Genomic DNA, 24625 nt, shown 5'->3' on the forward strand with positions numbered 1-24625 from the left:
GTCCTGGTCCAGATCGCCGACTTCGACCGCGCCGCCCCACCCCACGCCGCCGCCAAGGCCGCTTTCAAGGCCCGCGCCGAGGTCCGCCACTACCCCTGCGACCACTTCGACCTGTTCTCCGGCAACCCATGGTTCGACAGCGCCGTCGACCACCAGCTGAGCTTCCTGCGCCGCCACCTGCCGCCTGCCGATCAGGACACCAATACTGTTGTGGGCGTAGATGAATCGGCGTGAGCGAGCACCTCGTGCTGTGGTGGCGATCGCCGGGGTGTCTGGCATCGGTCTTGCCGGTGGTCCGTGGAGCGCAACTGATCATCGGCTGACCCGACTGAACCGGCATCTGCCGCGTGATCAATCGGCTGCCAATGCTGGTGCGGGCATGAGAGCGGCGATGGCGATCCACGGGACATCGAGCATCGGCTGTGCGGGTGGTACGCGGTTCCCGACCACTGTCGACCATCGGCTGAGTCCTGCGGCAGCATCTGCTGGCCGCCAATACAGTTGTTAGCGTTGAGGAAATCTCATGAACGAGCGATCAATGAACGCGGCCGGGCTTGTCGCTCGTGCCGGAGCCGAATGCCATCGAGGCGCAGCCGTTCTCGCGGCTGTATCGGAGCCGGGTGCCAGAGAGGTGAAGGCATGAGCGGGGATTCGCGGGGGGCGATGGTGATCGGAGGGGCGTCGGGGATCGGGCTGGCGAGTGCTCGGGTGCTGGCTGCTGAGGGGTATCGGGTGATTATCGCCGATATCAATGAGGGTGCCGCACGGTCCGCTGCCGAGGGGATCGACGGTGAGGTGAGTGCGATTGGTATGGACGTCACCGATGAGGCGAGCGTCGAAGGGGGGCTGAGCGCTGCTCACGGTGTGCATACTGTGGTGAACTGCGCTGGAATGAGTATTCCGGGGGTGATCACCGAGCTTGCGCTGGCCGACTGGCGGACCACGCTCGATGTGTGTCTGACGGGGATGTTCCTGGTGCTCAAGCATGCTGGTCGGCATGTTGCCGATGGGGGCAGCATTGTTTGTATCGCCTCGCTCAACGGGCGTCAGGCGGGTGCGGGTATGGCGTCTTACTGTGCGGCCAAGGCTGGTGTGCTGATGTTGGTACAGGTGGCCGCGCTGGAGCTGGCCGATCGCGGTGTGCGGGTCAATGCCATTTCGCCGGGGCTGGTGGATACGCCGCTGGTCGCGGGGATTTCGCTGGTGCCGGGGCTGACCGAGGAGTATCTCGAGAACACGCCGCTGGGGCGCAGCGGGCGGCCGGAGGAGATCGCCGACGCCGTGGCGTTTCTCGCCTCGGATCGGGCGGCCTGGATGACCGGTGCGGCAATCGATCTCAACGGCGGCGCGCATCTGCGCCGCTACCCGGATATTCCCGCTCGGGTCAAGTCCATGGCCGAAAATGCCGACAGGGCATAGGGTTTCGGTGCGGACGATTTACTTGGTCGGTAGTGCGCTCTGGAGGCCGCCGCCGACATCGGTGATCTTCCAGTCTGAGTTGCGGTCAATGGTGAGGAGTAGGCGACCGTGGCCTGGGCTCCGTCCGTGCTCTGCACGCTGGTGGAGTTGATGTCGAGGTAGGCGCCCACCGTGTAGATGCCGCCGGATTCGGAGGTGACCGTCGCGGACAGCGGCGTCGCCTTCGACGTCCACTGCAACGGGAGCAGGATCTGTTCGAGTTCCGGTGCGCTGGCGTCGAATTCGGCGGCCAGCTGGGGAGTGGTGCCCGACTTCAGCCGGGCGATCCACTACTGGATCGGTCGAGCGGGCTCGTCGTAGTCGATGAGGACCTGAATGGCACGTGCGTACATATCGAGCATCGCCGGGTCCGGGGCCGAGCGCTGGTGGCCCATTGTCGTGACCAGCAGGCCCGCGATCTGTGCCGCGATGAGCTGGGCGCGCATCGCGGCGTGCGGTCCCGGCAGGCGCTCGGTGAGCGGTCCGGTGATGTGCCGGACGGTGGACTTGGCCAGGAAGGTCCGGATCTCCGGCCGGTCCACCGACCCCATGAGCGTCCCGTACAGTCCGCGGGTCTCCTCGGGGACGTTTTCGATCAGTCGCTCGAGGATCGTGCGGCCGAGCGTGTCCAGCGGTCCGTCGACCAGGCCGCGGAAGCGAAGGTCCACCGACACCGTCTCGAGGAACAACGCCTCCTTCGATCCGAAATGGCGGATCACCAGCGCGGGGTCGACGCCGGCCTGTGCCGCGATGTCGCGCACGGAGGTGCCGCTGAATCCCCGATCGGCGAACAGGTGCGCGGCGGCCGCCTGGATCGCGGCGGGCGTGGCGGTCGATCGCGGACGCCCCGGCGGTCGCCGGGCGGTCGATCGCTCGGGCGATGAGGGAGGCATGGTGTCGAGTCTCGCGGGTCAGCGATATTAAGTCAACGCCATTGACAGATCGTGTGGCGCGGCGCACGCTGGGGTCAACCGTGTTGACACAAATGAAAGGACCCCCATGACGAATGCTGGCGACACCTCGGCTCCGGAGACATCGCTGCGCGCGGGCGTCGTCGGTCTCGGCATGATCGGCGGCGGAGTGGCGGTGAGCCTCGCTCGCAGCGGGCGGATCCCCACGGTGTACGACGTGCGGCCGGACATCGCCGCATCCCTGGACGGGGTGCCGGATCAGGTCGGGACGATCGCCGAGGTGGCGCGCGAGAGCGACGTGGTCTTCGTGGCCGTCGTCTCGGCGGATCAGGCCCGCGAGGTCATCAGCGGTGCGGACGGCATCGCGGCGGGGGCGCGCCCGGGGCTGGTGGTCGTGCTGTTGTCGACGGTGTCGGTCGGGGCGGTGCGCGAGCTCGCGGCGCTGTGCGCGGATTCGGGGATCGAACTGCTCGACGCCGGGGTCACCGGCGGCAACGCGGCGGCCAAGAACGGGCTGACCGTCATGATCGGCGGGCCGGACAAGACCGTGGAGCACGTGCGGCCGGTGCTCGAGGATTTCGCGAAACTGGTTGTGCACTGCGGCGATCTGGGCACCGGGATGGTCACCAAACTGGCCCGCAATGTGGTCACCTACGGGACCTGGGCCGTGGTCCGCGAAGGCGCCGCGATCGCCGCGGCCGGGGGCGTATCGCTGGACCGGCTGCTGTCGGTTCTCCAGCAGACCGAAGGCGGCGCGGCGCCGCTGACCATGCTGCAGGTACACGCCGCGGGCATCAAGGTGCCGCAGGACTACCTCGAACGGGTGGAGGCCCTCGCCCAGAAGGACCTGGCCGCGGCCCAGGAGTTCGCGGGCGGCGTCGGGATCGAACTCCCGATCACGAATGTCGTCAAGCCGCAGATGGGCGATGTGTACCACGGGCGGCTCCCGGAGCCGCGGGCCTGAAATCCGCGACGGTGCAATGGATCCGTCCGCAGCCGGAAATGGGTACCGCCGGTCAGCGAGGGTCGCTGTGACGACGGTTCTTGTCACGGGGCGAACGGGCGTAGAGGCTGTGCCTGCGCACCGCCGCGCTGATCGGGCGTTTCGAGCCATCTCCGACGCGATCAGTAACGGGGTCCCGCCTGGCTGCGGAGTATGGGTACGAACACGATATTCATCACGAGTGCGCCGCCGCCGGTGAGGATGCCGATGATGATCGGCAAGACCGGTGACGACAGTGTCGCGTACAGTGCGGAGCCCGGGGTGATCAGGCCCCAGACCGCGAAAGCGAAAGCGGCAGTCACTGTTTCGATGATCGGTGGCTGCCATCGCGGCGGCTGATCGGTGGCCTCGAGCAGGGCTTCCGGTTGCCCGACCGCGGCCTGTGCTGGGCTGGCCGCGGTCGGTACGGTGAAGTAGCTGGCGACCAGAACGGCGGCGACGGTGGCGGCGATCGTCACCCCGTACAAGATCCAGCGCAGCGGCAGGTAGGTATCGGGGCTGTCCTTCTGGATGCCTGCGAGCAGCCCCACCACCGCTGTGTAGAACGCGATGATGTCGGTCGGCACTGCTTTTGCCAGAAGCGTTGTGTCGGTACCGGATTGGACCTGCGCGCCGCCGGGCGTCTCGCCGCGCGCTTGCCCGTGGCGGCCGGACCGCCGTTCGGCTGCCAGCGCCGCGATGGATGCGATCGTCATCGTCGTTGTCCCCGTGGGTGTTCGAACGCGCCGATCCGAGAGTGGGCGCCGCGACTTACGCCGAATATGTTAGCTCGGTCATGTCGCCCTGGAGGTCCCACTGTGCGCGATTGCTTTCAGGCGGCTCGCGATATCCAATCGGGTCCGCAGATCCTCGGAGTCCGGCAGGAAATTGAGGTCGAAGAACACCTCCTCGATGCCCGCTGCGTCGATCCTGTGGATATCGCTGGTGATCTGCTTCCAGCTGCCGGTGGCCAATCGACGGCCTTGCTCGGGCAGGTCCGAGTCGTCGGGGGTGGGTTCGACGTTGGCGCGCACGACCGTTGGAAGATCGCCGCCGGTTTCGGACGCCGATCGGACGCGGCCGATCATGCCGATGAGAGTGTCGACATCAATTGCGGCGGCGGTGAAACCGTCGGCGAGACGGCCGACTCGGTCCAGCGCCTTCGGCCCGAAGCCGCCCATCACGATCGGCAGCGGAGCTTGGACGGGCTTCGGGCCGATGATCGAGGCCGGGATGGTGTAGTAGTCGCCGGAGAATTCGACCGGATCGGGACCCCAGATCGCCCGCAACGCGCGAACCGCCTCCTCGGCCATCGCGGCGCGTTCGTCAAACCGTGATCCGGCGGCCTCGTATTCGTCGGCCGACCAGCCGAGTCCCACACCGGCCGTTACCCTTCCGTGCGAGAGCTGGTCCAATGTCGCGAGACGCCGTCCCAGCAGTACGGGATTGTAGAGGGGGAGGATCAGGACGCTGACGCCGAGCCGGATCCGGTCGGTGATGGCGGCGACGTAGCTCATGACCGTCAGATGCTCGAACACTCGCTTGTTCACCGGGTGGAGTCTGCCGTCGGGCCTGGCGGGATAGGGGGTTCGCGGGTTGACGGGGTACAGCGTCCGATCGCCGGTCCACAGGGAGTCCCATCCGTCTTGCTCGGCGTACAGGGCGAAATCCCGGATGTTCTCGGTGGTTGCTTGTTGTCCCAGGTGGGGGAGTGCCAGTCCGATTTTCATGATTCCTGGTTCCCGTGGGTATCGATACCGAGTGAGAAGTGGTAGTGCTTCAGACCGTGGTGGCCGAGGCCCATCATGAACAGGCCGATTTCTTCCAGGCGGCGTGCCATTTCCAGAGGGCCCGTGTCCACTGCGCGCAGGCCGAGGCTTTCGATGAATGCCGCCACACTCTTCTTGGCCGATGCGTCGTCGCCGGCGAGCAGGACGTCCAGCGTGTGGCCCGTCGGCGGGGCCGCCAAGACCGTGGCGAAGACGGTGTTGAACGCCTTGACCACGGGGGTGTCCGCGGGAGCGGCATCGGAGATCTCTTGCGCGGCGGAGGTGCCGTCAGGGGTGGCAAGCGTAGTGAAATCGGGTGCGAAGGGGTTGCAGACGTCGATGATGATCTTGCCGGCCAATGCGTCCGCGTACCGTGCGACGATCGGTACCGCGCTGGCGTAGGGCACGGCAAGAATGACGATGTCACCGGCCGGGGCCACGCCGATCGTGCTCGCGGTGGCGCCGCTGCCGAGGACGCGCGCCAGGTCGGTGGCCTTGGCCTCGTCGCGGCCGATGACCTCGACGGCGTTGCCGCCCTTCAGTGCCAGGGCGCCCAGGGCTCGCGCCATGCCTCCGGGTCCGATGATGCTGATGCTGCTCATGATGTGTGTCAACGGGGGTCGGAACGCCGAGATTCCCTTCGCAGAATCGATAGAAGTACGACTTACGATAGATTTTCCTTATGCCAAGCCTGCGAGCGCTCGAATGCCTCCTCGCCGTCGCCGATCTGGGGTCGGTGACCAGCGCCGCACGACACTTGCATCTCTCACAGCCCGCGATCTCACATCAGCTGGCAGCCCTCGAACGAGAAGCCGGGACCACACTGCTGATCCGCGACCGCCGCGGAGTGCGCCTCACCACCGCGGGCCGAGCAGCGCTGCCCGAGGCACGAAAGGCCGTGGCAGCAGCCGACGATGCCATCCGGCTCGCCCGTACCGTCGGACAGGGCAGAGGCGGCACTGTCCGCGTGGTGTATGCGCAAAGCCTCACGGTCGCATTGCTGGCGCCGGTACTGGCCCGCTGGAACCTCGACCGCCCGGAGGTCACGATCGCCCTGCACGAGAGCACGAACTGGGAGATGAGCTTCGCCATGCTGGAGTCCGGCGAGGCCGACCTCGGACTGTTCGCCGATCCGGGCGACACGATTTTCCAGACGAGCACCGTCGCCGAGGAGGAGATCGTCGTCGCCCTCCCGCCACGACATCCACTCGCGTCTCGAAAGGCCATCCGGCCAACGGATCTCATTGGCCACCCCTTCGTCCACTTCACCCCCGACAACGAACTGGGCGCCTGGATCGAGACCCGCCTCGCCGTCGACCTCCGCGGGTCGATCGCGGTCCGCACCGCCGTGACAACCCACGCTCCCCAACTGGCCGCCGCCGGCCTGGGCCTAACCGTCGTCCCGATCAGCGCCATCGCCGCCGGCTTCTCCGGGCTGATCCGTCCCTTCGACCCGCGCTGGACCCGTCACATCGCCGCCCTGACCACCGACCCCAACGACCCCCTCACCGCCCAACTGATCACCGACCTGCGCACCAGCGGCCTACGCGTACCCGCCGACCTCACCCGGCAACTCACGGACAACCGGTAAACCGCTTCTCCGTAGCGTCCGGGCGAAGACCGGGGTGCTAAGACCGAAGTCGGTGTGCGCGTGGGGATTTGCGACCATACTGAGCGGCGCACATCATTCCCCTCCGGTTTGCCACTGCGTGAGTGGGCTCGCCCCCGTAGACAATCGTGCTCAGAGTTTGACGGCTTCGATCAGGGTAGGGCTGGAGTGGGCGATGAACGGATCTGATCGTGCAGTCGGCGTAGCCGGTCGTAGTGGGCGTCGACGGTGAAGCCGGGAATCGGCCAGCACGCGCGGCGGCGGCCTCGTCGTCGGGGTGACGGCCGCGGGGGCCACGGGCTGCGGGCCGAGGAGGTATTCGATCAGCTCGAACACGCTGGCGGGCCGACGTGCTGAGCGAAGTAGGCGCCACCGGGCCGCGGGACGCGAGCGATCTCGTTCCACGGGATAGTCGCCGGATGCCGGCAAATAACCAGCTCGAATGCCGCGTCGGCGAACGGAAACGACGCCTCGTCGGACGTGGCGACGACGACCATGCCGCGCGGAGGCAACTGTCGGCCTTCGCCCGCTCACAACCGGCCTATCGCTGCATTTTTCGGCCTCGAAACTCTGGTTTCGGACAATTCCGCTCGAAAAATGTAGCGGGAGGCCGGTTCTCTCCTTCGTGCTCGGTCAGGACTGCCAGGGGTGATTCGACAGGGTGGCGAGCATGGTGGCATTGGTTGTGGTCAGCCGGGCCTGGACTTGGCGGAGCAGGTCGGATTTGCCTACTTCGTGGTGGTTCGGCCTGGTGATCGGGTGGAAGGTTCGCGAGCCCTGAATGGAGGCGAGGATCTTCCATTGGCCACCTGGACAGGTGAAGACGAACAGATAGGGTGTGCCGGTCGTCGAGGAAGGGTGATGGCGCTGTACCGTCGCGGCTACTGTCACGTTCGCCGTAGCGACGAGTTCTCGGAGCTGGTGGCCGGGTTGGGGGCGTTCGAAGTTGAACAGCCAGCGGTATCGTTCCTCGATCTCGGTGCCGTACGCTTCGGGATGTCGATCGGGGAAATGCACTGCGTACGCGGAGTAGAGTTCGGCAACGGCGGTGGCGTCCGCGGCGCTGACGGCTCTGTCGTATCTCCGCAGGACGTCACGAATCTGGGCGTTGTCCGCCCCCGTCATCGTCACGGCAGGTTCCCTCCGCTGATTGATCTTAAAGTCGCACATACAGTGCCTCACTCCGGCCGCCATCGCAACTTCTGCGCAAATATTTCTCCGGTCATCTTGAACTCTCGCTGCCGACGCGGGCCAGCTAAAACTCCTCTTGCGTGAAAACCTTTCTACAGCAGCGGGATACGGGGAAATTGGTGTTCATGACCGCAGATGCCAGCACCTTGCTCAATGAAGTCGATATCGCCGCCGTCGGCGGTCTGGTCGAGGCCATCAGGGCCGATCCGGAAAAGGCGAAAACCACGTGGGCCGCCCACGTGACATGGAACGGCGCATTCGCCTCGGAGGCGCGTATCCGCGATTTCGCACCGGCCCGCTCCGATGAGCCGGTCGCGCTGGGCGGCGCCGACGGTGCGCCGAACCCCGTGGAGCAGTTGCTCGGCGCGCTCGGCAACTGCCTGGCCGTCGGGTACGCGGCGAACGCCACGATCGCGGGAATCCGGATCAAGGATCTGCGCGTGGACCTGAAGGGCGACGTCGACCTGCACGTCTTCCTGGGTCTGGCCGAAGGTCACGCGGGCTTCGGAGCGATCACCGCGACGGTACGGATCGACAGTGATGCCTCGCCGGAGCAACTCGCGCAATTGCATGCGAAGGTGCAGGCCAGTTCGCCGGTAGGTCATACAGTGCGCAACGCGGTACCGCTCGAGATCGTGCTCGCTTAGGCCGGGATACCGGCCTGGGTCCGGAGCCTCGCTGGATGCGGGTCAGCACGGCCTCGCGGCGATCCAGACATGTCGCACGTGCCATCAGCGAGGCACGGCTGCGCCCGAACCATTCCCGGCTGCGCTGGAAGAGCGTCGGTCGGCTTGCTGACTGGCTCCGCTGTCATCTGCAACGTCCGGGCGGGCGCCCGAAACAGCGAGCGTCAGTGTGCCGTCCGGGGTGCGATGGACCGTGGCGTCGACTCGGTAGGCCTCGCGCAGCATGTCCGCGGTGATCACCTGTTCGGCGGTGCCGGTGGCCTGGATCGTGCCGTCGTCCAGGACGACGACCCGGGCTGATGCGATCACGTGACGGCTGATGGGTTGGGCGGCTCGATTCGCGCTGAGCGGTTATAGTGTGGCCACGATGATCGCACATTCCCTAGCGCGGTTGATGTGTGCTGCGGCCGTGATGTCCGCACTGCCGATAGGCGCGTCCGCGTCGGCCGAGCCCGTGGTGCCATGTTCCGATGTGGAGGTCGTCTTCGCTCGGGGCACGGCCGAGGCGCCGGGTCCGGGCGTCGTCGGAACCTCCTTCCTCGCCGCGATGCGCCTGCAGGCCGTCGGCCGATCGGTCGGGTCGTATCCCGTGAACTACGCCGCGAGCAGTGACTTCAACCATCCCGCGGTGGTGCTTCGGACGGCGATGGCCGGGATCAGGGATGCGCAGGCGCATATCGAGGCCGTGGCCGCGAACTGCCCTCGTACGCGGATCGTGCTCGGCGGATATTCGCAGGGGGCGGTGGTGTCCGGGTTCGCCACCATGGGTGGTGTACCGGTCGACGTCCCTCCGCAGTACGCGGCGGATATACCCGCGCCGATGCCGTCCTGGGTGGCCGGCCACGTGGCGGCGGTGGTGCTGTTCGGTAAGCCGTCGGATCGGTGGATGCACAGTGCGGGTGCACCGGCGGTCAGCATCGGTCCGCTGTACAAGGCCAAGACCGTCGAATACTGCGTTCCGGGCGACACGGTATGCGATGGCGCGCCCGTCGGCCAGCCCAACGCACTGCACGGGCTGTATGCCGTGAACGGAATGACTGTCGCCGGAGCGGCATTCGCGACAAGTCACCTCTGACGTTATCGTGCCGGTGCGCGTGGCAGGGTGACCGCGGTCGACAGCGGGGGGCCGGGTCCAGCGTACGGTCCAGTTCCCCGAGGACCACGCCTGCGTCCACCCAGCCTCGGCGCTGCCGTACTCGACGGGGATAAGCAGCCCGGTGCAGCCGCTATGACGGCGGCATGTCAGTGGCCGTTCCCGGAGGCGAAAGTCTATGACTCGCAAGGATATATGAGAAGAGTAGTCAGGCCGGTCCGTATTCGGCGGGGATCTGGGCTGGTTGGGAGAGTGCTCAGTCGGGTCGGCCGCACGCATCGCTGCCCGCTGACGGCGGCGGGTGCGCCGGGGGAGACCTAGTGTCTTGGCCTGGCCGCCAGACGAAGCAGTCCTGCGGTGCGTGGGCGATGCCGGATGGGAGTCGGGGCGGCCGCGCTAGTGTGTGATCGAGGGCACATTGTCCGCAGCGGCTCAGGTTCGTCGGGTCGCGCGTACGACAGGAGTGAGCATGACCGCCATCGTGGAGTCGACCAGCGAATCGACCACCGAGCCGTTGCACTCGCGGCGCAATCATTGGAACAACCAGGTGCGTCGGCATGCGTTCATGACGCCGGACCGCGCTGCCATCACGTACCTCGACGAGTCGACCACATGGCGCGCGCTCGACCAGAGGTCCCGTGCGTTCGCCGCCGCCCTGCATCGGCGGGGAGTGCGGTTCGGTGACCGCGTCCTGATGGCGCTGCTGAACCGTACCGAGTACGTCGAGGCGGTGCTGGGCGCGAATCTGTTGGGCGCGATCCCGGTGCCGGTCAATATCCGGATGAGTCCCGCCGAGGTGTCGTTCCTCGTCACCGACAGCGGCGCCGCAGTCATCGTGACCGAGAAAGCGCTCGCGCCGCTGATGGATGCCGTGCGCGCGTCCACCGGTTCGATCGACACGATGATCGTGGTCGGGGGCGACGGCGATCCGGCGCATCTCGACTACGAGTCGCTCCTGGCCGAAGACCCGAGCGAGCTGCCCGAGATTGATGTACCCGAGGACACCGTCGCGCTCATCATGTACACCTCCGGCACCACCGGAAAACCCAAGGGCGCCATGCTCACTCACACCAACCTGCAGGCGCAGGCGGTGACCACGATCAACGCGTCCGACGGGGGTACGCCGGACGACGTCGCTTCGGTCGTACCGCCGATCTTTCACATCGCCGGACTCGCGGCGTTCGCGCCGGTCTTCTACCGGGGTGTGCGCGCGGTGATTCATCCGCTGGGCGCGTTCGACGCCGACGCCATGCTGGACACCCTGGAACGCGAGGGCACGACCTCGGTGTTCATGGTGCCGGCCCAATGGCAGGCCGTGTGCGCGGCGCAGCGGGTCAGGCCGCGCAACCTCCAGCTCCGGACCATCAGCTGGGGAGCAGCACCGGCCTCCGATACGGTGCTCACCGCGATGAACGAGACCTTCCCGCAGGCGCTCAACATCACCGCGTTCGGCCAGACCGAGATGTCCCCGGTCACCTGCGTCCTCGAGGGTAAGGACGCACTGCGCAAGATCGGTTCCATCGGCAAGGTGGTGCCCGCGGTGACCGCCCGCATCGTCGATCCCATGATGAACGACGTACAACCCGGTGAGGTCGGCGAAATCGTCTATCGCGGACCGAATCTGATGAAGGGTTACTGGCAGAACCCGCAGGGCACCGAGGACGCGTTCCGCGGCGGCTGGTTCCATTCCGGCGATCTGGTTCGCCAGGACGAGGAGGGATTCCTCTACGTCGTCGACCGCGCCAAGGACATGATCATCTCCGGCGGTGAGAACATCTACTGCGCCGAGGTGGAGAACGTCCTGTACGCGCACCCCGGGATCGCCGAGGCCGCGGTGATCGGCCGTGCGCACGAGAAGTGGGGCGAGGTACCGGTGGCCGTCGTCGTGCTCGCCGACGGTGTCGACGCGCTGACCCTCGCCGACCTCGAGCCCCACCTCAACGAGAACCTCGCTCGCTTCAAGCATCCGAAGGATCTCGTGCTCGTCGACGAACTGCCCCGCAACGCCAGCGGAAAGGTCGTCAAGCCGGCCCTGCGCAAGGACTACGGCAGCAAGGACGCCGGATTGGCGGACTGATCGATTACCGCGGCCTGTCGCGCTCGAAGGTCCGCCGGAACGCGCCGAGCGTCGAGGCGGCCGGGGTGCGATCGAGGACGGCGAAGCTCACGTGCCCGAATCGCCCAGCGAAGCGCCCTGCGAGCAAACCGCGGAAGGCTTCGGCGACCATCGCCGGATCGTTGCGAAACACCCCACATCCCCACGCACCCAACACGAGTCGTGAATACTGCTGCGACGCTGCGGTTTCCAGAACACGTTCGGCGCGCGAGGCGAACGCTTCCGGAATCCGGTCCGCCTCGTCCGGCCGATCCCGCAGTATCACACCAGCATTCGGCGCCGCGGCGGTCAGAAATCCGACGGTGTAGGGAGTGTCGAGCAGAGTGCCGCGATCGTCACGGAAGACGGGTACAGCGGGTGAGTGGATGACCCGGTCGGTGTAGAACGGGCTCGGGTCGTGACGGTGGTGGTCGTAATACTCCGATCGAGCCGTAAGCAGGGTGCGATACAGCGCGGAACTTCGACACAGCGCCTCCTCCTGTGCCTGCGCACCGTTGAGATATCCACCGCCCGGCTTGCGAGCCGACGCGAAATTCAACACCGCTACGGGCTCGGTACCAGCTCCGACCAGCCTGGCGGCCGCCGCCATACTGCTCTCGCCGGTGACCTCTATCGTCGTTGCCCCGGACGGGGAAGAGACCAGCGAGACCGGCTCAGGCCCGAACATCCGAGATCCCGCTTCCGCGGCGGCCACCTGCTCGGCTAGATCGACCCAGCCCTCACCCGGGCCACGATAACCACCTGCGTCGATGAAACTTTCGTTTTCGACTGCAATGCCCCGTAGTCTTGCACTCACCACCGAAGGATGCTCGTCCGCCGTAGGACAACGCAACGGGTTTACCGGCGATCAACCGGGCGCATGCCTTGGCCTGGAGAGTCGGCCCGGCCTCCCGCTGCATTCTGAGGGCTCGAACATCCGGTTTCCGACGAATCCGACAGGAAAATGTAGCGGGAGGCCGGTTCTCTTATTCGCGATATCCAACTGGTGTCCAGTCAGGCCGGCGTCCGGGGAATGCCTGCCACGGCACCGTATTCGGCGGTCAAGGGCGCGGTGGGGCGAGGCGATGGCGGGTGAGATCGCGCCGTTCGGTATCGGGGTGACGGTCCTGATCACCGGCGCCTATGACACCGACATCATCGCCGACGCGGGGACGACGGACTGCCGCGACTTCGAGGGACGTACGCTCGCCACCATCGCGGGATCGACCGGCGCGGGCGTCATCTGGTGCGGCGTGCAGCCCGTCCGCCGGAACGATTCGCCGCCCGCCTGTCCGCCGCACTGGAGGGCAACGCGCCGTTCGCTCGCCGTGCGGTCGGTCCCGATGCTCGAATGTCGTTGCTCGGCAACGGGATGCTGCCGACCGCGGCAATGCATCAGATGATCCGGCTGGTGCTGAGAATTCCGCGCTACCGGGCCCTGCGGTCGTGATCGTGCGGTCGAACCGGGCGACACGATCCGATCTGCGGTGAGGGTTGTTCGGCTCACACCAAATCGCCTGACCGACGCCATGGAAGCGCTACGTTCCATTCCGTATCTGGCGACGACCCGCCTGAGAGCGGCGGTGGCCGCGATCGTCCGCCGGTGGCCCGGAAGGAGTCGGGATCGCTGCGGGCCGGGCCATGCGCGCCAGTACCACGGTGATGATCTGTGTGAACCTGCTGATGATGTTGTGCTGTGGGGTTTCGACTCCGGGGCCCGGCTCAGCGGTTAACCGTCGGCGAGGCGCTGGATGGTGGCGCTGAGCCAGGCTCGCAGGTCGGCGGGGTCGCCGAGTTCGGAACGCAGGACTCGGCGGCGGGTCGAGACGCCCAGGACGAAGGCGTCGATCGCCGCGGCTCGGTTGCGGGCCTCCGCGTCGTCCAGGCCGGTGTCGCGCAGGTAGCGGTGCAGTGGGTCGAGTGAGTTCGCGTCGAGGAAGGCGGCGAGTGCCTCGGCCGCCTCCGGGCGTTCGCCGGACGCTCGGTGCAGGACGAGCATCGGATCCGGGCCGGGCGCGCCGAACCAGCGCTGGACGATATTCGCCGCGAGACGCGCGCCCAGTGTGGAACGGTCGCCGTCGATGGAGTCCGCGACCGCGATTTCCACCTGGGCTGCCGCCAGGAACAGGCCGTCCTTGCCGCCGAAATAGCGCGTGATGAGGTTGGGGGATACGCCCGCCGCATCGGCCACGCCCTTGACCGTGATCGCCGTGTAGCCGTGCTCGGCGAATTGGCGTTGCGCGTGTTCCAGGATCCGCCGCTTGGTGGCGGCCGCATTGCGCTCTGTCATGTGTACGAGCATACACATTATGTGTACGCTGATACACATGGATGAGATTCGAGACCGGCTTCAGCGGACGCGGCGCGTCACGATTCCGTGGAGTGAGGACCCGGCGCGCGGTATCGACGGCGCCTTTCTCGATGAACTGCTCGAACGCTGGGCCAACGGGTACGACTGGGGCGTGCACGAGCGTCGTATCAGCGAGTTGCCTTGGGAGACGGTTCGTTCCGGAGCGACCGATCTGCGCGTGATCCACCGGCGGTCTGCGAATCCCGGTGCCCCGGTGGTGGTGCTGCTGCATGGCTGGCCGGACTCGGTGTTGCGGTTCGAGCGCGTGCTGCCGTTGCTCGCGGATATGAACGTCGTGGTTCCCGCGCTGCCGGGCTTCCCGTTCGCGGCTCCGCTCACCGATGCCGGGATGTCGGTCAACCGGATGGCCGGGATCGTCGCGGACGCACTGGATGAGCTGGGTTACTCCCGGTACACACTGTCCGGCGGCGACGTTGGTGGCGCGGTCGCGGAAATCCTTGCGGCGCAACACCCGGACCGGGCTGCTTCTCTGCACCTGACGAATGTCGCACCGCAGCACGCGTTCACAGCGGACCCGGCGAAGCTCGCGCCCGATGCCGCGGCTTACCTCGGCCGGGCTGCGCAATGGTTCCGGACCGAGGGCGGGTACATCGCGGAGCAGTCGACGCGGCCGAACACGCTCGCGGTCGCCCTCGGTGACTCGCCCGCCGGACTCGCGGCGTGGATCGTCGAGAAGCTCCAGGGCTGGTCCGACGAGTCGGCCTTCACCGTGGACGACCTGCTCACCTGGGTCACGGCCTACTGGGTCACCGGCACGATCGGCACCTCGTTCGCCACCTACACCGAACCGGCCACCCTTCCCGGCCGGGTTGAGACGCCGACCGTGCTGTCGGTGTTCCCGCACGACATCAAGCCGGAGCCGCGAAGCTATGCCGAGGCGTTCCTGAACATCCGGGAGTACGTGGAACACCGGGCCGGTGGTCACTTCGCGGCCTGGGAGCAGCCCGAGGCATACGCCGGCGACGTACGCCGTGCGGTCGAATTGGGCGGCTGACACCGGAGATCGAGGACGTTCCTGCCGGACATCGCGAGTGCGGGATCTCGAGCCGCACTCGACGCGGTGTGGGTGCGCGGTGATTGCTCCACGCGCAGCCCCGATCCAGTGCGGCCTGACCGTCCGTGTCGGGCGTTCGGGGACTCCTACCGTCTCTTCCGCACCGCTGCGGCAGTTCTGGCCTATAGACTGCATTCGAATCGAATAATCGATTATCCCGGGCCTGCGGTGGCGCGGCCCGGCGGAAGGGACGGGTATGAATTCGCCTGCTGCGTACCGGATTACAGATGTCACCGTCGTAGATACCCGGGATGGGGTCCGGACCGCTCACCAGGACGTCCGGATCGCCGATGGCCGTATCTCCGAGATCGGTCCGGCCGGTCGCACGCCCGAGGCGGGGGACGTGGACGGCAGTGGCATGTTCCTGGTTCCCGGCTACGTCGACATGCACAGTCACGTTCTCGGACTGCCCGATCCGGCGGACGCGCTCGGGCTCATGCTGTCCTTCGGCATCACCGGGTACCGGCAGATGGCAGGCAGCCGGGACCTGTTGCGCCGCAGGCGGACCGGTGCATTCGATGATTCGCCGGATACCCCGCGCCTGTTCGGGCTGCCCGGTGATGTGCTCACCCCGCTCAACGCGGGCACTCCCGCCGCGGCGACCCGGGAGGTGGCCGAGCAGGCCGCGGCCGGTGCGGATTTCATCAAAGCCGCGCTCATCACTCCGGAGGTCTATTTCGCCGCCCAGCAGGAGGCCGATCGGCACAAAATCCCCGTCCTCGGACACCTGCCCGCGGGTGTCGACGTCCGCGCGGCCTCCAAGGCAGGGTTCCGCTCGATCGAACATCTCGGCCCGGGGCTCGGCGTGCTCGCCGGATGCTCGCATCACGAACACGAACTGGTCGCGAACGATCACGGCCGGTCACTTCCGTTGCCGCCGTTCAAGATTCCGTTCATGGACAAGATCATGGGCCGGCTCATGGCGAGACTGGTCGTCAACCCGTCGCAGATGACCACGCCCGCCCAGCTGCTCGCCATGCGCGACGCGCTGGACAGCTTCGACGAGGACAGGTCCCGCGAACTCGCTCGCGAGTTCGCCGCGAACGACACCTGGAACTGCCCGACCCTCATCCGCGTGCAGGCCCAAGAACTCTGCGACAGTCCGCAATTCGCCTCGGATCCGGATCTGCGATACATCACCCCGAAGGTGCGCCGAACCTGGGCGAAGGCCGCGGCCTCCTTCGAGCGCAAGTTCTCCGCCGGCCAGCGCGAGATTTTCGCCGCCCAGTTCGAACGCCAGCTGCAACTGGTGCGCCTGTTCCACGAGGAGGGCGTGCCCCTGCTGGCCGGAACGGACGCCGTCGGGGCCGCCTGGGTGGTCGCGGGCTCCTCACTGCATCGCGAGTTCGCCCTCCTGGCCCGAGCGGGCCTGCCACCCTTGGCCGTCCTGCAATCCGCGACCCTCTCCCCGGCCCGCTTCCTCGGCCGCGAAGATCTCGCCGGCAGCGTCGAGGTCGGCAAGGAAGCCGACTTGGTCCTGCTGTCCGCCGACCCGATCGCCGACTCCGCGCACCTCCAGGCGATCACCGGCGTCGTCCGCGATGGTGTGCACCGATCCGCGACTGAACTACAGGCCGTGAAGGACCGAGTCGCCGTGCGCGGGGTCGGCTGAATTCACCGCTGTATGAAGACGCGACCGTGTCGTCCGGTGCGAATACTCTCTGTACTACGCGAGCGTGGCTGCTGACGGATCGATTGTCGAAGGGGGTTGTGACCACAGGCGATGGAGAAGGAGGATTACAGCGCACGAGTTCAGGACATGACCCACTGCCATACCGGTGTGCCATATCCGCACCGGTGAAGCCGAAGGGAGTTCACCGTGAGCAAGCCAGTGCTCGAACCGCAGGCGCAGGAGTTGGCCGACGCGACCGCTAACCCGCCGTACCTGTTCGACCTCGGTCCCATCGAGGGGCGCAAGACCGTCGACGAGCTGCAGACGCCGGAGATCGAGGTGCCCGGAACCGAGCGGGAGGTGCTGGAGATCGAGGGCGTCCCCGCCATGACGATCTTCCGCCCGACCGGCCTTCCGACGCCGCTGCCGGTCATCGTGTACATCCACGGCGCGGGCTGGGTGTTCGGCAACGACCACACCCATGGCCGCCTCGCCCGCGAACTCGCACTGGGCGTGGGCGCGGCGGTGGTGTTCCCGAACTACGACCTGTCTCCGGAGGCCCGCTATCCGACCGCCATCAACCAGAACTTCGAGGTCGCCCAGTGGGTCGCGGCTCAGGGCGCCCAGCACGGTCTGGACGCCACCCGCATGGCGGTCGCGGGCGACTCGGTCGGCGGCAACATGAGCATCGCGCTCACCCTCATGGCCAAGGGCGAGAGCGCGGTGAACCTGGCCGGGCAGGTGCTGTTCTACCCCGTCACCGACGCCGCCTTCGACACCGATACCTACGACGAGTTCGCCACCGGCTATTACCTGCGGCGCGACGCCATGCAGTGGTTCTGGGACCAGTACATCCCCGACCTCGACCAGCGCGGCGAGCTCACCGCCTCCCCGCTGCGCGCCACCAACACGGACCTTGCCGGACTACCGCCCGCGCTGGTCATCACCGCCGAGGCCGACGTGCTGCGCGAGGAGGGCGAGGCCTACGCGAACAAACTCCGCGACGCCGACGTCCCCGTAACGGCCACCCGCTACCCGGGCATCATCCACGACTTCGTCATGCTCAACGCCCTGCGCCCCACCCGGGCCGCCGAGGCCGCCATCACCCAGGCCATCGGCTTCCTGCGAGAGGTTCTCGGCCAGGACTGAGCCGAGCGGTTTGGCACGCCCAGGTCACCGGTCGTGAGCTGGCCTCGCGGTGCTGTCTGCCGGCCGCACATCGTCGAGATCACAACCCGTTCACCGGCCGAACCTCAGCAGCCCAACCCCTCGCCGAGCGCGTCCTGAACGGAGGTCGCGATGTCCACGAAGGAGGAAATCTCGGCGCCTGCGGATCGAACCCCTCACGGAGAGGTGTTGTAGAGCTGCTCGAGGAAGGCGGTGAACTCCTGTACGCGGCTGGCGGGCACATGGGCCGACAAGTGCCGACGGACCGCCGTGGCATGGACGGGGCGCGCGGATGCCGCGAGTTTCCGGCCTTTGGGGGTGATCTCTACCAGGACCCCTCCGTCCGCCGGGGACCCTCGATGCCGAGAGGCCCACCAGCGCGGTGTACGAGGACGATACGCGGCTCGTGTGGTAACCGACCACCCGGTTGCAGGCGACGCACAATCGCAGAATGCGCAGATTCGCGTCGAGTGCCGCAGGGGCGGCGATGATGAACGGATGTGGACGGCGCAGACGAGCAGACTTGCCGCGCGAGTGCGGGCGGCCAAGCGGCCGGAATATCGGCGCTCCTGGGCGCGGGCGGATCTGATCGCGGCGACAACGCTGCTGGTGATCGTGATTCCCGAGCAGCTGGCGACATCGAAATTGGCCGGGATGCCGCCGATCACCGGGTATTACGCGTTTATCGCGGGCGGCGTGATGTTCGCTGTGCTGGGGTCGAATCGCTGGATGTCGGTGGGGGCCGATTCCACGATCGCGCCGTTGTTCGCGGCGGGGGTCGCGCAGCTCGCACCGTTGGGGTCGGCGCGGTATCCGGAGTTGGTCGGGATTCTCGCGCTCATGGTCGGGATTCTCGTCGTGGCGGTCGGGGTTTTGCGATTGGGATGGATCGCGGAGTTGCTGTCGGCGCCGATCATTACGGGCTTTCTCGGGGGCGTGGCAGTGATTATCGTTGTGCATCAGCTGCCGGATCTGCTGGGACTGCCGGGGCCGAGTGGGGCGCTGGCATCGCGGGTCGTCTCGATCGCCGAGCATCTCGGCCACACCAATCTGTGGGCGCTGGGCATCGGCGTGTGCGTCGGGGCGTGCATCATCGTCGCGGAACGAGTCGGCGGTGGCCGCTTTCCGGGTGCGCTGCTCGGACTGGTCGGTTCGACCCTGGCCGTCGCGCTCATCGGCTTGCGCTCGCACGGCGTGGCGGTGCTCGGGAGTTTCGCGCACGGATTCCCGCATGTGGGCGTGTCGGGGTTGACCTGGTCGGCGCTGGGCCAGTTGGTGCCGACGGCCGGTGTCGTCGCGCTGGTCGTGCTGATTCAGTCGGCCGCGACCAGTCGTGCGTTCGCCGGTGAGAGCCTGCACGGGCCGGATCAGGGCCGCGACTTCATCGGTGTCGGAGCCGGCAGTATCGCGGCGGGCCTGCTGGGTTCGTTCCCGGTGGACGCCAGCCCGCCCCGGACCGCGGCCGTGGCGGGAGCGCACGGACGCACCCGGATGGCCGGGCTCATGGCCGTGATCGCGCTGATCGTGTTGCTGCCCGCGGCCGGACTGCTGGCCGACGTTCCTGTTGCGACGCTAGCGGCGGTGCTGATGGTCGTGGCGGGCCGGTTGCTGCATGTGCGGGACTTCGTGCGCATCGCGCGATTCGACAAGGTCGAGTTCGCGCTGGCCGTGGTCACCCTGCTGGCGGTCGCGTTGATCGGCGTGCAGCAGGGCATCCTCGTCGCGGTCGGGCTGGCCGTGCTCGACCGCACCCGGCTCACCGCCCGGCCGCGGCTGCACGTGCTCGGCCGCATCCCCGGCACCTCGAGCTGGGCTCCACTGGGCACCGAGCGCGCGGCCGAGGCGCCGGGAATCCGTGTCGTGCTGTTCTCGACGCCGCTGTGGTACGCCAATGCCGCCCACTTCCAGACCGAGCTGATCGCCGCGCTCACCGGAGCCTCGCAAACGATCACGGCCGTCGTCATCGACACCATCGGAATGACGGATATCGACTACACCGGTTGCGCGGCACTGCGTTCGGTCCTCGATGAACTCGACGGCCGCCACATCACGGTCGCGGTGGCCCGCGCCGGCGGTCACCTCGAGGCGTCCCTGCGGCTCAGCGGCCTGGAACAGCGCATCGGCGCCGACCACTTCTATCCGTCGGTGGGGGAAGCCGTCGACGCTCTCACCGGACACCACTGAGCTGCTACCGAGCAAGCGTTTTCGGTATAGGACAGGCCGCGCGCCGGCCACGGCTGCGGTTCGCGGAGGGCTGGCGACGACCGGATACGGCGCTGGTGGAGGATGGCGCATCAGACGGCTCAGCTGCGACCGTGGCGATGCCGATCGGTGGAATACGTTGGGCGTGAAGAGCCGCTTTGTCGGACGTTCGGTGCGCGCATGGCAGCATTGCACACAATGCATTGCGGCAGTGAGTGCCTAACAGGGGCCCGAATCCGAACTGCCCGCGGACCTTTCGGCTATCGACGAAACATCCTCGGTCACAGCAGAAATGTCAGTAGCCGCGCGTCCTGAACACCGCGCATCACTCCGGGCCCACAGGTCAACCAGCTAAATGCGCGCCTCGAATCGCTTGCGTGAGCGCCCTTCTACGCGCTACCAGGCATGCCTGGGCGATGTCGACGCCTGCGGAGGGTTGATCGACCAGCGCTCACCGACGGCGCTGCGGCCAGGGGCATGTCCAGCAGTGCGGCCCACTCCCGAAGTTCGGAGAGCCGTTGCCTCCGTGCTGCATTCGGGAGCCGACGATCCCGAGCGCTTCGTGAGCGCCGTCGCGGAGCGCTGTGTCGGCAGCATCGGGAGGTCGATCGCGGTCTCGATGGTCGTCGGGCCGTCGTGCGGTACGGCATATGGTGGAGTGAGGTTGTCCATGTATCAAAGTCATACTGGTACGCGCTGAGCGAGAATTAGCGTAAGACGTTATCTGTCAAGTTGTTTCGACCGCTGGTGAGGTTGTGTGATGTCGATCGATCATCGAGAAGAGCGCCTGGAATCCCGTATCGCCGATCTGTACGCCACCGACGCCGAGTTCGCGGCGGCGGCGCCGAGCGCGGAGGTCGTCGAGGCTACCGGGCGGCCGGGGTTGCGGTTGGCGCAGATCGTGCGCACGGTCGTGGAGGGTTACGCCGAGCGTCCGGCGCTCGGGCAGCGGGCCGTCGGCTTCGTTACCGATTCGGAGACGGGACGCACTTCGGCGGAACTGCTTCCCCGGTTCGATACCGTCACCTACGCGCAGGTGTGGGACCGCGCGGGCGCGCTCGCGTCGGCGCTGGCCGATACGGTGCAGCTCGGTGATCGGGTGTGTGTCCTGGGCTTCACCGGCGTGGACTTCACCGTCATCGATATCGCTCTGATCCGGCTGGCCGCGGTCGCGGTCCCGTTGCAGACCAGCGCCGCGGCCGACAGGTTGGCGCCGATCGTCGCCGAGACCGAGCCGCGCGTGATCGCCGCGGGCGTCGAGTATCTCGCCGATGCGGTGGATCTGGCGCTGAGTAACCCCGCACCACAGCGATTGGTGGTGTTCGACTACCACCCGGAGGTGGACGATCATCGCGAGGCGGTCGAGGCCGCCCGGTCGCGGCTGACGGCGGCGGGCCGCCCGGTGACGGTCGATGTGCTGGGTAATCTGCTCGATCGCGGCGCGTCGCTTCCCGCACCGCCGGACGTCGCCGCCGGGGACGATCGGCTCGCGTTGCTGCTCTATACTTCCGGCAGCACCGGCGCGCCCAAGGGCGCGATGTACACCGAGAGCCTGGCCACGAACCTATGGCGCAGCGCGCCGTTCAGCGGGCGCGCGGCCACACCGTCGATCACGCTGAACTTCATGCCGATGAGCCACGGCATGGGGCGGGTCGTCCTGTTCGCGACCCTCAGCAGGGGCGGTACGGGGTATTTCGTGGCGCGCAGCGATCTGTCGACTCTGCTGGATGATCTCGCGCTGGTGCGTCCCACGCAGCTGTTCCTGGTCCCGCGAGTCTGGGATATGGTCCGCGAGCGGTGTCGCAGCGAGATCGAGCAGCGGCCGGCCGGCGGCGACCCGGCCGAGATCGAGTCCGAGGTCATGGCCGATCTGCGCCGGAACCTGCTCGGCGGACGGTTCCTCTCGGCGATGACCGGGTCAGCCCCGATCTCCGAGGAGACGAAGGCATTCCTCGAGTCCCTCCTGGACATGCCTCTGGTCGACGGCTACGGATCCACCGAGGCGGGAGGCGTTTTCGTCGACGGCCGCATGCAGCGCCCGCCGGTGATCGACTACCGGCTGGCGGATGTGCCCGAACTGGGCTACTACCGCACCGACCGGCCCTACCCGAGGGGCGAACTGCTGGTGAAGACCCTGAGCCTGTTCGCCGGCTACTACAAACGACCGGAGGTCACCGCCGAGGTCTTCGACGAGGACGGTTACTACCGCACCGGCGATATCGTCGCCGAGACCGGCCCCGATCAGGTGACGTATCTCGATCGTCGCAACAACGTGCTGAAGCTCGCGCAGGGCGAGTTCGTCACCGTCGCGGCGGTGGAGGCGGCGCTGGAAGCCAGTGCGCTGGTGCGGCAGATCTATGTCTACGGCAACAGTGCACACCCGTACCTGCTGGCGGTGATCGTGCCGACCCCCGAGGCGTTGTCGCGCGGGCCTGTCGACGAGGTCAAGCGGTTGATCGCCGGTTCGCTGCAACAGGTGGCGAAGGAGGCCGGACTCCAATCCTACGAGATCCCACGCGATTTCATCCTCGAGACCACCCCGTTCACGCTGGAGAACGGCCTGCTGACCGGGTTGCGCAAACTGGCTCGGCCGGTACTGAAACAGCAGTACGGCCCTCGTCTCGAACAGCTCTACGCGGACCTGGTCCAGGGCCAGGCCGACGAACTGCGCACGCTGCGTCGCGATGGCCGGGAGCGGCCGGTGCTGGAGACGGTCGCCCGGGCCGCGCAAGCCCTGCTCGGCACGTCGGGCGCCGCGCCGGAACCCGATGCCCACTTCACCGATATGGGCGGGGATTCGTTGTCGGCGTTGACATTCGGCAATCTGCTGAGTGAGATCTTCGATGTCGAGGTGCCGGTCGGGATCATCGTCAGCCCGGCCACCGATCTGGCGGCATTGGCCGACCATATATCCGCGCGGTTGGAGCCCAGCAGTGCCCGGCTCACCTTCGCCGGCGTGCACGACGCCGACGGGCAGCGGGTGCACGCGCGAGAGCTCACGTTGGATGCCTTCCTGGACCTGGCGACGTTGTCCGCGCCCGAACTCGCCGCGCCGATTACCGAGGTTCGCACGGTGCTGCTGACCGGGGCCACAGGGTTCCTGGGCCGATTCCTGGCGTTGGAATGGTTGCGGCGGCTGGCGCCCGTGGACGGCACGCTGATCTGCCTGGTGCGCGCGAAAGACGACGCGGCGGCCCGTGAGCGGCTGGATCGGACCTTCGACAGCGGCGATCCGGAGTTGCTGACGCACTACCGGGGTCTGGCCGCCGGGCATCTCGAGGTGATCGCGGGCGACAAGAGCGAACCGCGGCTCGGGCTGGATCCGCAGGCGTGGCAGCGGTTGGCCGACACCGTGGATCTGATCGTCGACCCCGCCGCGATGGTCAACCATGTCCTGCCCTACAGCCAGCTGTTCGGCCCCAACACCGTGGGCACCGCCGAGCTGATCCGGCTCGCCGTGACCACGAGGCTCAAGCCCTACAGTTATGTGTCCACGGTCGGCGTGGGCGATCAGGTCGCACCGGGTGCGTTCACCGAGGATGCCGACATCCGGGCGATCAGTGCGACCCGAACCCTCGAGGACAGCTACGCCGGTGGTTACGCCACCAGCAAGTGGGCCGGCGAGGTGCTGCTGCGCGAGGCCCACGACCTGTTCGGGCTGCCGGTGGCAGTGTTCCGTTGCGATATGATCATGGCGGACACCAGATTCCGTGGCCAGCTCAATGTCCCGGACATGTTCACCCGGATGATGCTCTCACTGGCGGCCACCGGCATCGCGCCCACCTCGTTCTACGAACTCGACGAGCACGGCCGCCGCCGGCGCGCCCACTACGACGGTCTGCCGGTGGATTTCATCGCCGAGGCGATCGCCGCTCTCGGCGGGCGGGAGAAGGGTTTCGAGACCTTTCACGTCATGAACCCGCACGACGACGGAATCGGCCTCGACGAATACGTCGACTGGCTCATCGATGCCGGGTACGCGATCACCCGAGTCGGCGACTACGACGAATGGCTGCCGCGATTCGAGACTGCGATGCGCGCACTGCCCGAGCGGCAAGGCCGCAACTCACTCCTGCCCCTGCTGCACAACTATCAGCGTCCGGCCGAGCCGATCCGCGGATCGATGGCGCCGGCCGATCGGTTCCGCGCGGCGGTGCGGGAAGCGAAAATCGGTCCGGGCGAGGATATTCCGCACATCACCGTGCCGATCATCGTCAAGTACGTCACCAGCCTGCAACTACTCGGGCTGCTCTGAGACGCGTGCGGTCGGTCCCCACTCCACAGTGGGGACCGACCGATCCAACGAGGTTCGGGCGTATGCAGCCCTGGCACTTCTCGCGGAATTCGCTGGGAGGGAGCGAGTTCGGGGCTGGGATGTGAGGTCGAGCTGCCATGCGCCGCTGCTTCCGGGCTAAGACACTCCCC

Annotated in this window: 19 protein-coding genes and 3 pseudogenes; 14 read left to right on the forward strand and 8 right to left on the reverse strand. The window is 67.2% G+C overall.

What is annotated here, in order from left to right; translation table 11 throughout:
* Both JZ791_RS23580 and JZ791_RS23585 read left to right on the forward strand, forming a co-directional pair.
* Positions 1 to 234, forward strand: a pseudogene (locus JZ791_RS23580) (alpha/beta hydrolase); the annotation flags it as partial.
* Positions 235 to 639: 405 nt separating this feature from the next.
* Positions 640 to 1419, forward strand: coding sequence for an SDR family NAD(P)-dependent oxidoreductase (locus JZ791_RS23585; protein WP_216897384.1), 780 nt, complete (start codon positions 640 to 642; stop codon positions 1417 to 1419).
* A 329-nt stretch (positions 1420 to 1748) separates the two neighbouring features.
* Here the strand turns inward: JZ791_RS23585 and JZ791_RS23590 are convergent, their stop codons facing one another.
* Positions 1749 to 2351 (reverse strand): TetR/AcrR family transcriptional regulator, encoded by a 603-nt coding sequence (locus JZ791_RS23590; RefSeq protein WP_216897385.1) that lies wholly within the window; start codon positions 2349 to 2351, stop codon positions 1749 to 1751.
* 106 nt (positions 2352 to 2457) lie between these two features.
* Between JZ791_RS23590 and JZ791_RS23595 the strand changes: the two genes are divergently transcribed.
* Positions 2458 to 3333 carry an NAD(P)-dependent oxidoreductase gene (locus JZ791_RS23595; RefSeq protein ID WP_216897386.1) on the forward strand — a complete coding sequence of 292 codons (876 nt, stop codon included), beginning with the start codon at positions 2458 to 2460 and terminating at the stop codon, positions 3331 to 3333.
* Between the two features lie 161 nt (positions 3334 to 3494).
* Here JZ791_RS23595 and JZ791_RS23600 read toward each other — a convergent pair whose 3' ends face one another.
* The 3 genes from JZ791_RS23600 to JZ791_RS23610 all read right to left on the reverse strand — a co-directional run bounded on the left by JZ791_RS23600 (position 3495) and on the right by JZ791_RS23610 (position 5722).
* A complete protein-coding gene (locus tag JZ791_RS23600; RefSeq protein ID WP_216897387.1) occupies positions 3495 to 4067 on the reverse strand; it encodes a hypothetical protein in 573 nt (190 codons plus the stop codon).
* A gap of 78 nt (positions 4068 to 4145) precedes the next feature.
* Positions 4146 to 5081 carry a TIGR03619 family F420-dependent LLM class oxidoreductase gene (locus JZ791_RS23605; RefSeq protein WP_216897388.1) on the reverse strand — a complete coding sequence of 312 codons (936 nt, stop codon included), beginning with the start codon at positions 5079 to 5081 and terminating at the stop codon, positions 4146 to 4148.
* A complete protein-coding gene (locus JZ791_RS23610) occupies positions 5078 to 5722 on the reverse strand; it encodes an NADPH-dependent F420 reductase (RefSeq protein ID WP_216897389.1) in 645 nt (214 codons plus the stop codon). The genes JZ791_RS23605 and JZ791_RS23610 overlap by 4 nt, the downstream gene beginning before the upstream one ends.
* Before the next feature lie 80 nt (positions 5723 to 5802).
* Here JZ791_RS23610 and JZ791_RS23615 point away from each other — a divergent pair, with 80 nt between their 5' ends.
* A complete protein-coding gene (locus tag JZ791_RS23615) occupies positions 5803 to 6711 on the forward strand; it encodes a LysR family transcriptional regulator (protein WP_216897390.1) in 909 nt (302 codons plus the stop codon).
* 651 nt (positions 6712 to 7362) lie between these two features.
* On the opposite strand, the gene JZ791_RS23620 is transcribed toward JZ791_RS23615, so the two are convergent.
* Positions 7363 to 7854 carry a YybH family protein gene (locus tag JZ791_RS23620; protein ID WP_498049405.1) on the reverse strand — a complete coding sequence of 164 codons (492 nt, stop codon included), beginning with the start codon at positions 7852 to 7854 and terminating at the stop codon, positions 7363 to 7365.
* A gap of 191 nt (positions 7855 to 8045) precedes the next feature.
* Here JZ791_RS23620 and JZ791_RS23625 point away from each other — a divergent pair, with 191 nt between their 5' ends.
* A complete protein-coding gene (locus JZ791_RS23625) occupies positions 8046 to 8567 on the forward strand; it encodes an OsmC family protein (protein ID WP_216897392.1) in 522 nt (173 codons plus the stop codon).
* Between the two features lie 84 nt (positions 8568 to 8651).
* Here JZ791_RS23625 and JZ791_RS23630 read toward each other — a convergent pair whose 3' ends face one another.
* Positions 8652 to 8915 (reverse strand): hypothetical protein, encoded by a 264-nt coding sequence (locus JZ791_RS23630; protein WP_216897393.1) that lies wholly within the window; start codon positions 8913 to 8915, stop codon positions 8652 to 8654.
* Positions 8916 to 8973: 58 nt separating this feature from the next.
* On the opposite strand from JZ791_RS23630, the gene JZ791_RS23635 reads away from it, so the two are divergent.
* Positions 8974 to 9681 carry a cutinase family protein gene (locus JZ791_RS23635; protein WP_254206189.1) on the forward strand — a complete coding sequence of 236 codons (708 nt, stop codon included), beginning with the start codon at positions 8974 to 8976 and terminating at the stop codon, positions 9679 to 9681.
* 487 nt (positions 9682 to 10168) lie between these two features.
* A complete protein-coding gene (gene fadD5 / locus JZ791_RS23640) occupies positions 10169 to 11776 on the forward strand; it encodes a fatty-acid--CoA ligase FadD5 (RefSeq protein WP_216897394.1) in 1608 nt (535 codons plus the stop codon).
* 4 nt (positions 11777 to 11780) lie between these two features.
* Here the strand turns inward: fadD5 and JZ791_RS23645 are convergent, their stop codons facing one another.
* Positions 11781 to 12614: a TIGR02452 family protein gene (locus JZ791_RS23645; protein ID WP_308163056.1), complete on the reverse strand. Its 834-nt coding sequence runs from the start codon at positions 12612 to 12614 to the stop codon at positions 11781 to 11783.
* A gap of 177 nt (positions 12615 to 12791) precedes the next feature.
* Between JZ791_RS23645 and JZ791_RS23650 the strand changes: the two are divergent.
* Both JZ791_RS23650 and JZ791_RS45225 read left to right on the forward strand, forming a co-directional pair.
* Positions 12792 to 13244 (forward strand): annotated as a pseudogene (locus JZ791_RS23650) (Rossmann-fold NAD(P)-binding domain-containing protein); the annotation flags it as partial.
* A 146-nt stretch (positions 13245 to 13390) separates the two neighbouring features.
* Positions 13391 to 13527 (forward strand): annotated as a pseudogene (locus JZ791_RS45225) (ABC transporter permease); the annotation flags it as partial.
* Here the strand turns inward: JZ791_RS45225 and JZ791_RS23655 are convergent.
* A complete protein-coding gene (locus JZ791_RS23655; RefSeq protein WP_216897397.1) occupies positions 13524 to 14084 on the reverse strand; it encodes a TetR/AcrR family transcriptional regulator in 561 nt (186 codons plus the stop codon). The pseudogene JZ791_RS45225 and the gene JZ791_RS23655 sit on opposite strands and share 4 nt — an antisense overlap.
* Before the next feature lie 37 nt (positions 14085 to 14121).
* On the opposite strand from JZ791_RS23655, the gene JZ791_RS23660 reads away from it, so the two are divergent.
* The 5 genes from JZ791_RS23660 (at position 14122) to car (ending at position 24455) form a co-directional block, all read left to right on the forward strand.
* Positions 14122 to 15159 (forward strand): epoxide hydrolase family protein, encoded by a 1038-nt coding sequence (locus JZ791_RS23660; RefSeq protein ID WP_254206191.1) that lies wholly within the window; start codon positions 14122 to 14124, stop codon positions 15157 to 15159.
* Positions 15160 to 15415: 256 nt separating this feature from the next.
* Entirely contained in the window at positions 15416 to 16831 is a 1416-nt protein-coding gene (locus tag JZ791_RS23665; protein ID WP_216897399.1) for an amidohydrolase family protein, read from the forward strand.
* 207 nt (positions 16832 to 17038) lie between these two features.
* Positions 17039 to 17980 (forward strand): alpha/beta hydrolase, encoded by a 942-nt coding sequence (locus JZ791_RS23670; protein WP_216897400.1) that lies wholly within the window; start codon positions 17039 to 17041, stop codon positions 17978 to 17980.
* A gap of 516 nt (positions 17981 to 18496) precedes the next feature.
* Positions 18497 to 20182, forward strand: coding sequence for a SulP family inorganic anion transporter (locus tag JZ791_RS23675; RefSeq protein ID WP_216897401.1), 1686 nt, complete (start codon positions 18497 to 18499; stop codon positions 20180 to 20182).
* Between the two features lie 778 nt (positions 20183 to 20960).
* Positions 20961 to 24455 carry a carboxylic acid reductase gene (gene car, locus JZ791_RS23680; protein ID WP_216897402.1) on the forward strand — a complete coding sequence of 1165 codons (3495 nt, stop codon included), beginning with the start codon at positions 20961 to 20963 and terminating at the stop codon, positions 24453 to 24455.
* The last annotated feature ends 170 nt before the right edge of the window (positions 24456 to 24625 follow it).

This window comes from Nocardia alni, from assembly GCF_019038435.1.
GTDB classification, from domain to species: Bacteria; Actinomycetota; Actinomycetes; order Mycobacteriales; family Mycobacteriaceae; genus Nocardia; species Nocardia alni.

Coding starts and splice junctions, on each gene's coding strand:
- JZ791_RS23585 (WP_216897384.1), top strand. CDS start 640: ATGAGCGGGGATTCGCGGGGGGCGATGGTGATCGGAGGGGCGTCGGGG.
- JZ791_RS23590 (WP_216897385.1), bottom strand. CDS start 2,351: ATGCCTCCCTCATCGCCCGAGCGATCGACCGCCCGGCGACCGCCGGGG.
- JZ791_RS23595 (WP_216897386.1), top strand. CDS start 2,458: ATGACGAATGCTGGCGACACCTCGGCTCCGGAGACATCGCTGCGCGCG.
- JZ791_RS23600 (WP_216897387.1), bottom strand. CDS start 4,067: ATGACGATCGCATCCATCGCGGCGCTGGCAGCCGAACGGCGGTCCGGC.
- JZ791_RS23605 (WP_216897388.1), bottom strand. CDS start 5,081: ATGAAAATCGGACTGGCACTCCCCCACCTGGGACAACAAGCAACCACC.
- JZ791_RS23610 (WP_216897389.1), bottom strand. CDS start 5,722: ATGAGCAGCATCAGCATCATCGGACCCGGAGGCATGGCGCGAGCCCTG.
- JZ791_RS23615 (WP_216897390.1), top strand. CDS start 5,803: ATGCCAAGCCTGCGAGCGCTCGAATGCCTCCTCGCCGTCGCCGATCTG.
- JZ791_RS23620 (WP_498049405.1), bottom strand. CDS start 7,854: ATGACGGGGGCGGACAACGCCCAGATTCGTGACGTCCTGCGGAGATAC.
- JZ791_RS23625 (WP_216897392.1), top strand. CDS start 8,046: ATGACCGCAGATGCCAGCACCTTGCTCAATGAAGTCGATATCGCCGCC.
- JZ791_RS23635 (WP_254206189.1), top strand. CDS start 8,974: ATGATCGCACATTCCCTAGCGCGGTTGATGTGTGCTGCGGCCGTGATG.
- fadD5 (WP_216897394.1), top strand. CDS start 10,169: ATGACCGCCATCGTGGAGTCGACCAGCGAATCGACCACCGAGCCGTTG.
- JZ791_RS23655 (WP_216897397.1), bottom strand. CDS start 14,084: ATGACAGAGCGCAATGCGGCCGCCACCAAGCGGCGGATCCTGGAACAC.
- JZ791_RS23660 (WP_254206191.1), top strand. CDS start 14,122: ATGGATGAGATTCGAGACCGGCTTCAGCGGACGCGGCGCGTCACGATT.
- JZ791_RS23665 (WP_216897399.1), top strand. CDS start 15,416: ATGAATTCGCCTGCTGCGTACCGGATTACAGATGTCACCGTCGTAGAT.
- JZ791_RS23675 (WP_216897401.1), top strand. CDS start 18,497: ATGTGGACGGCGCAGACGAGCAGACTTGCCGCGCGAGTGCGGGCGGCC.
- car (WP_216897402.1), top strand. CDS start 20,961: ATGTCGATCGATCATCGAGAAGAGCGCCTGGAATCCCGTATCGCCGAT.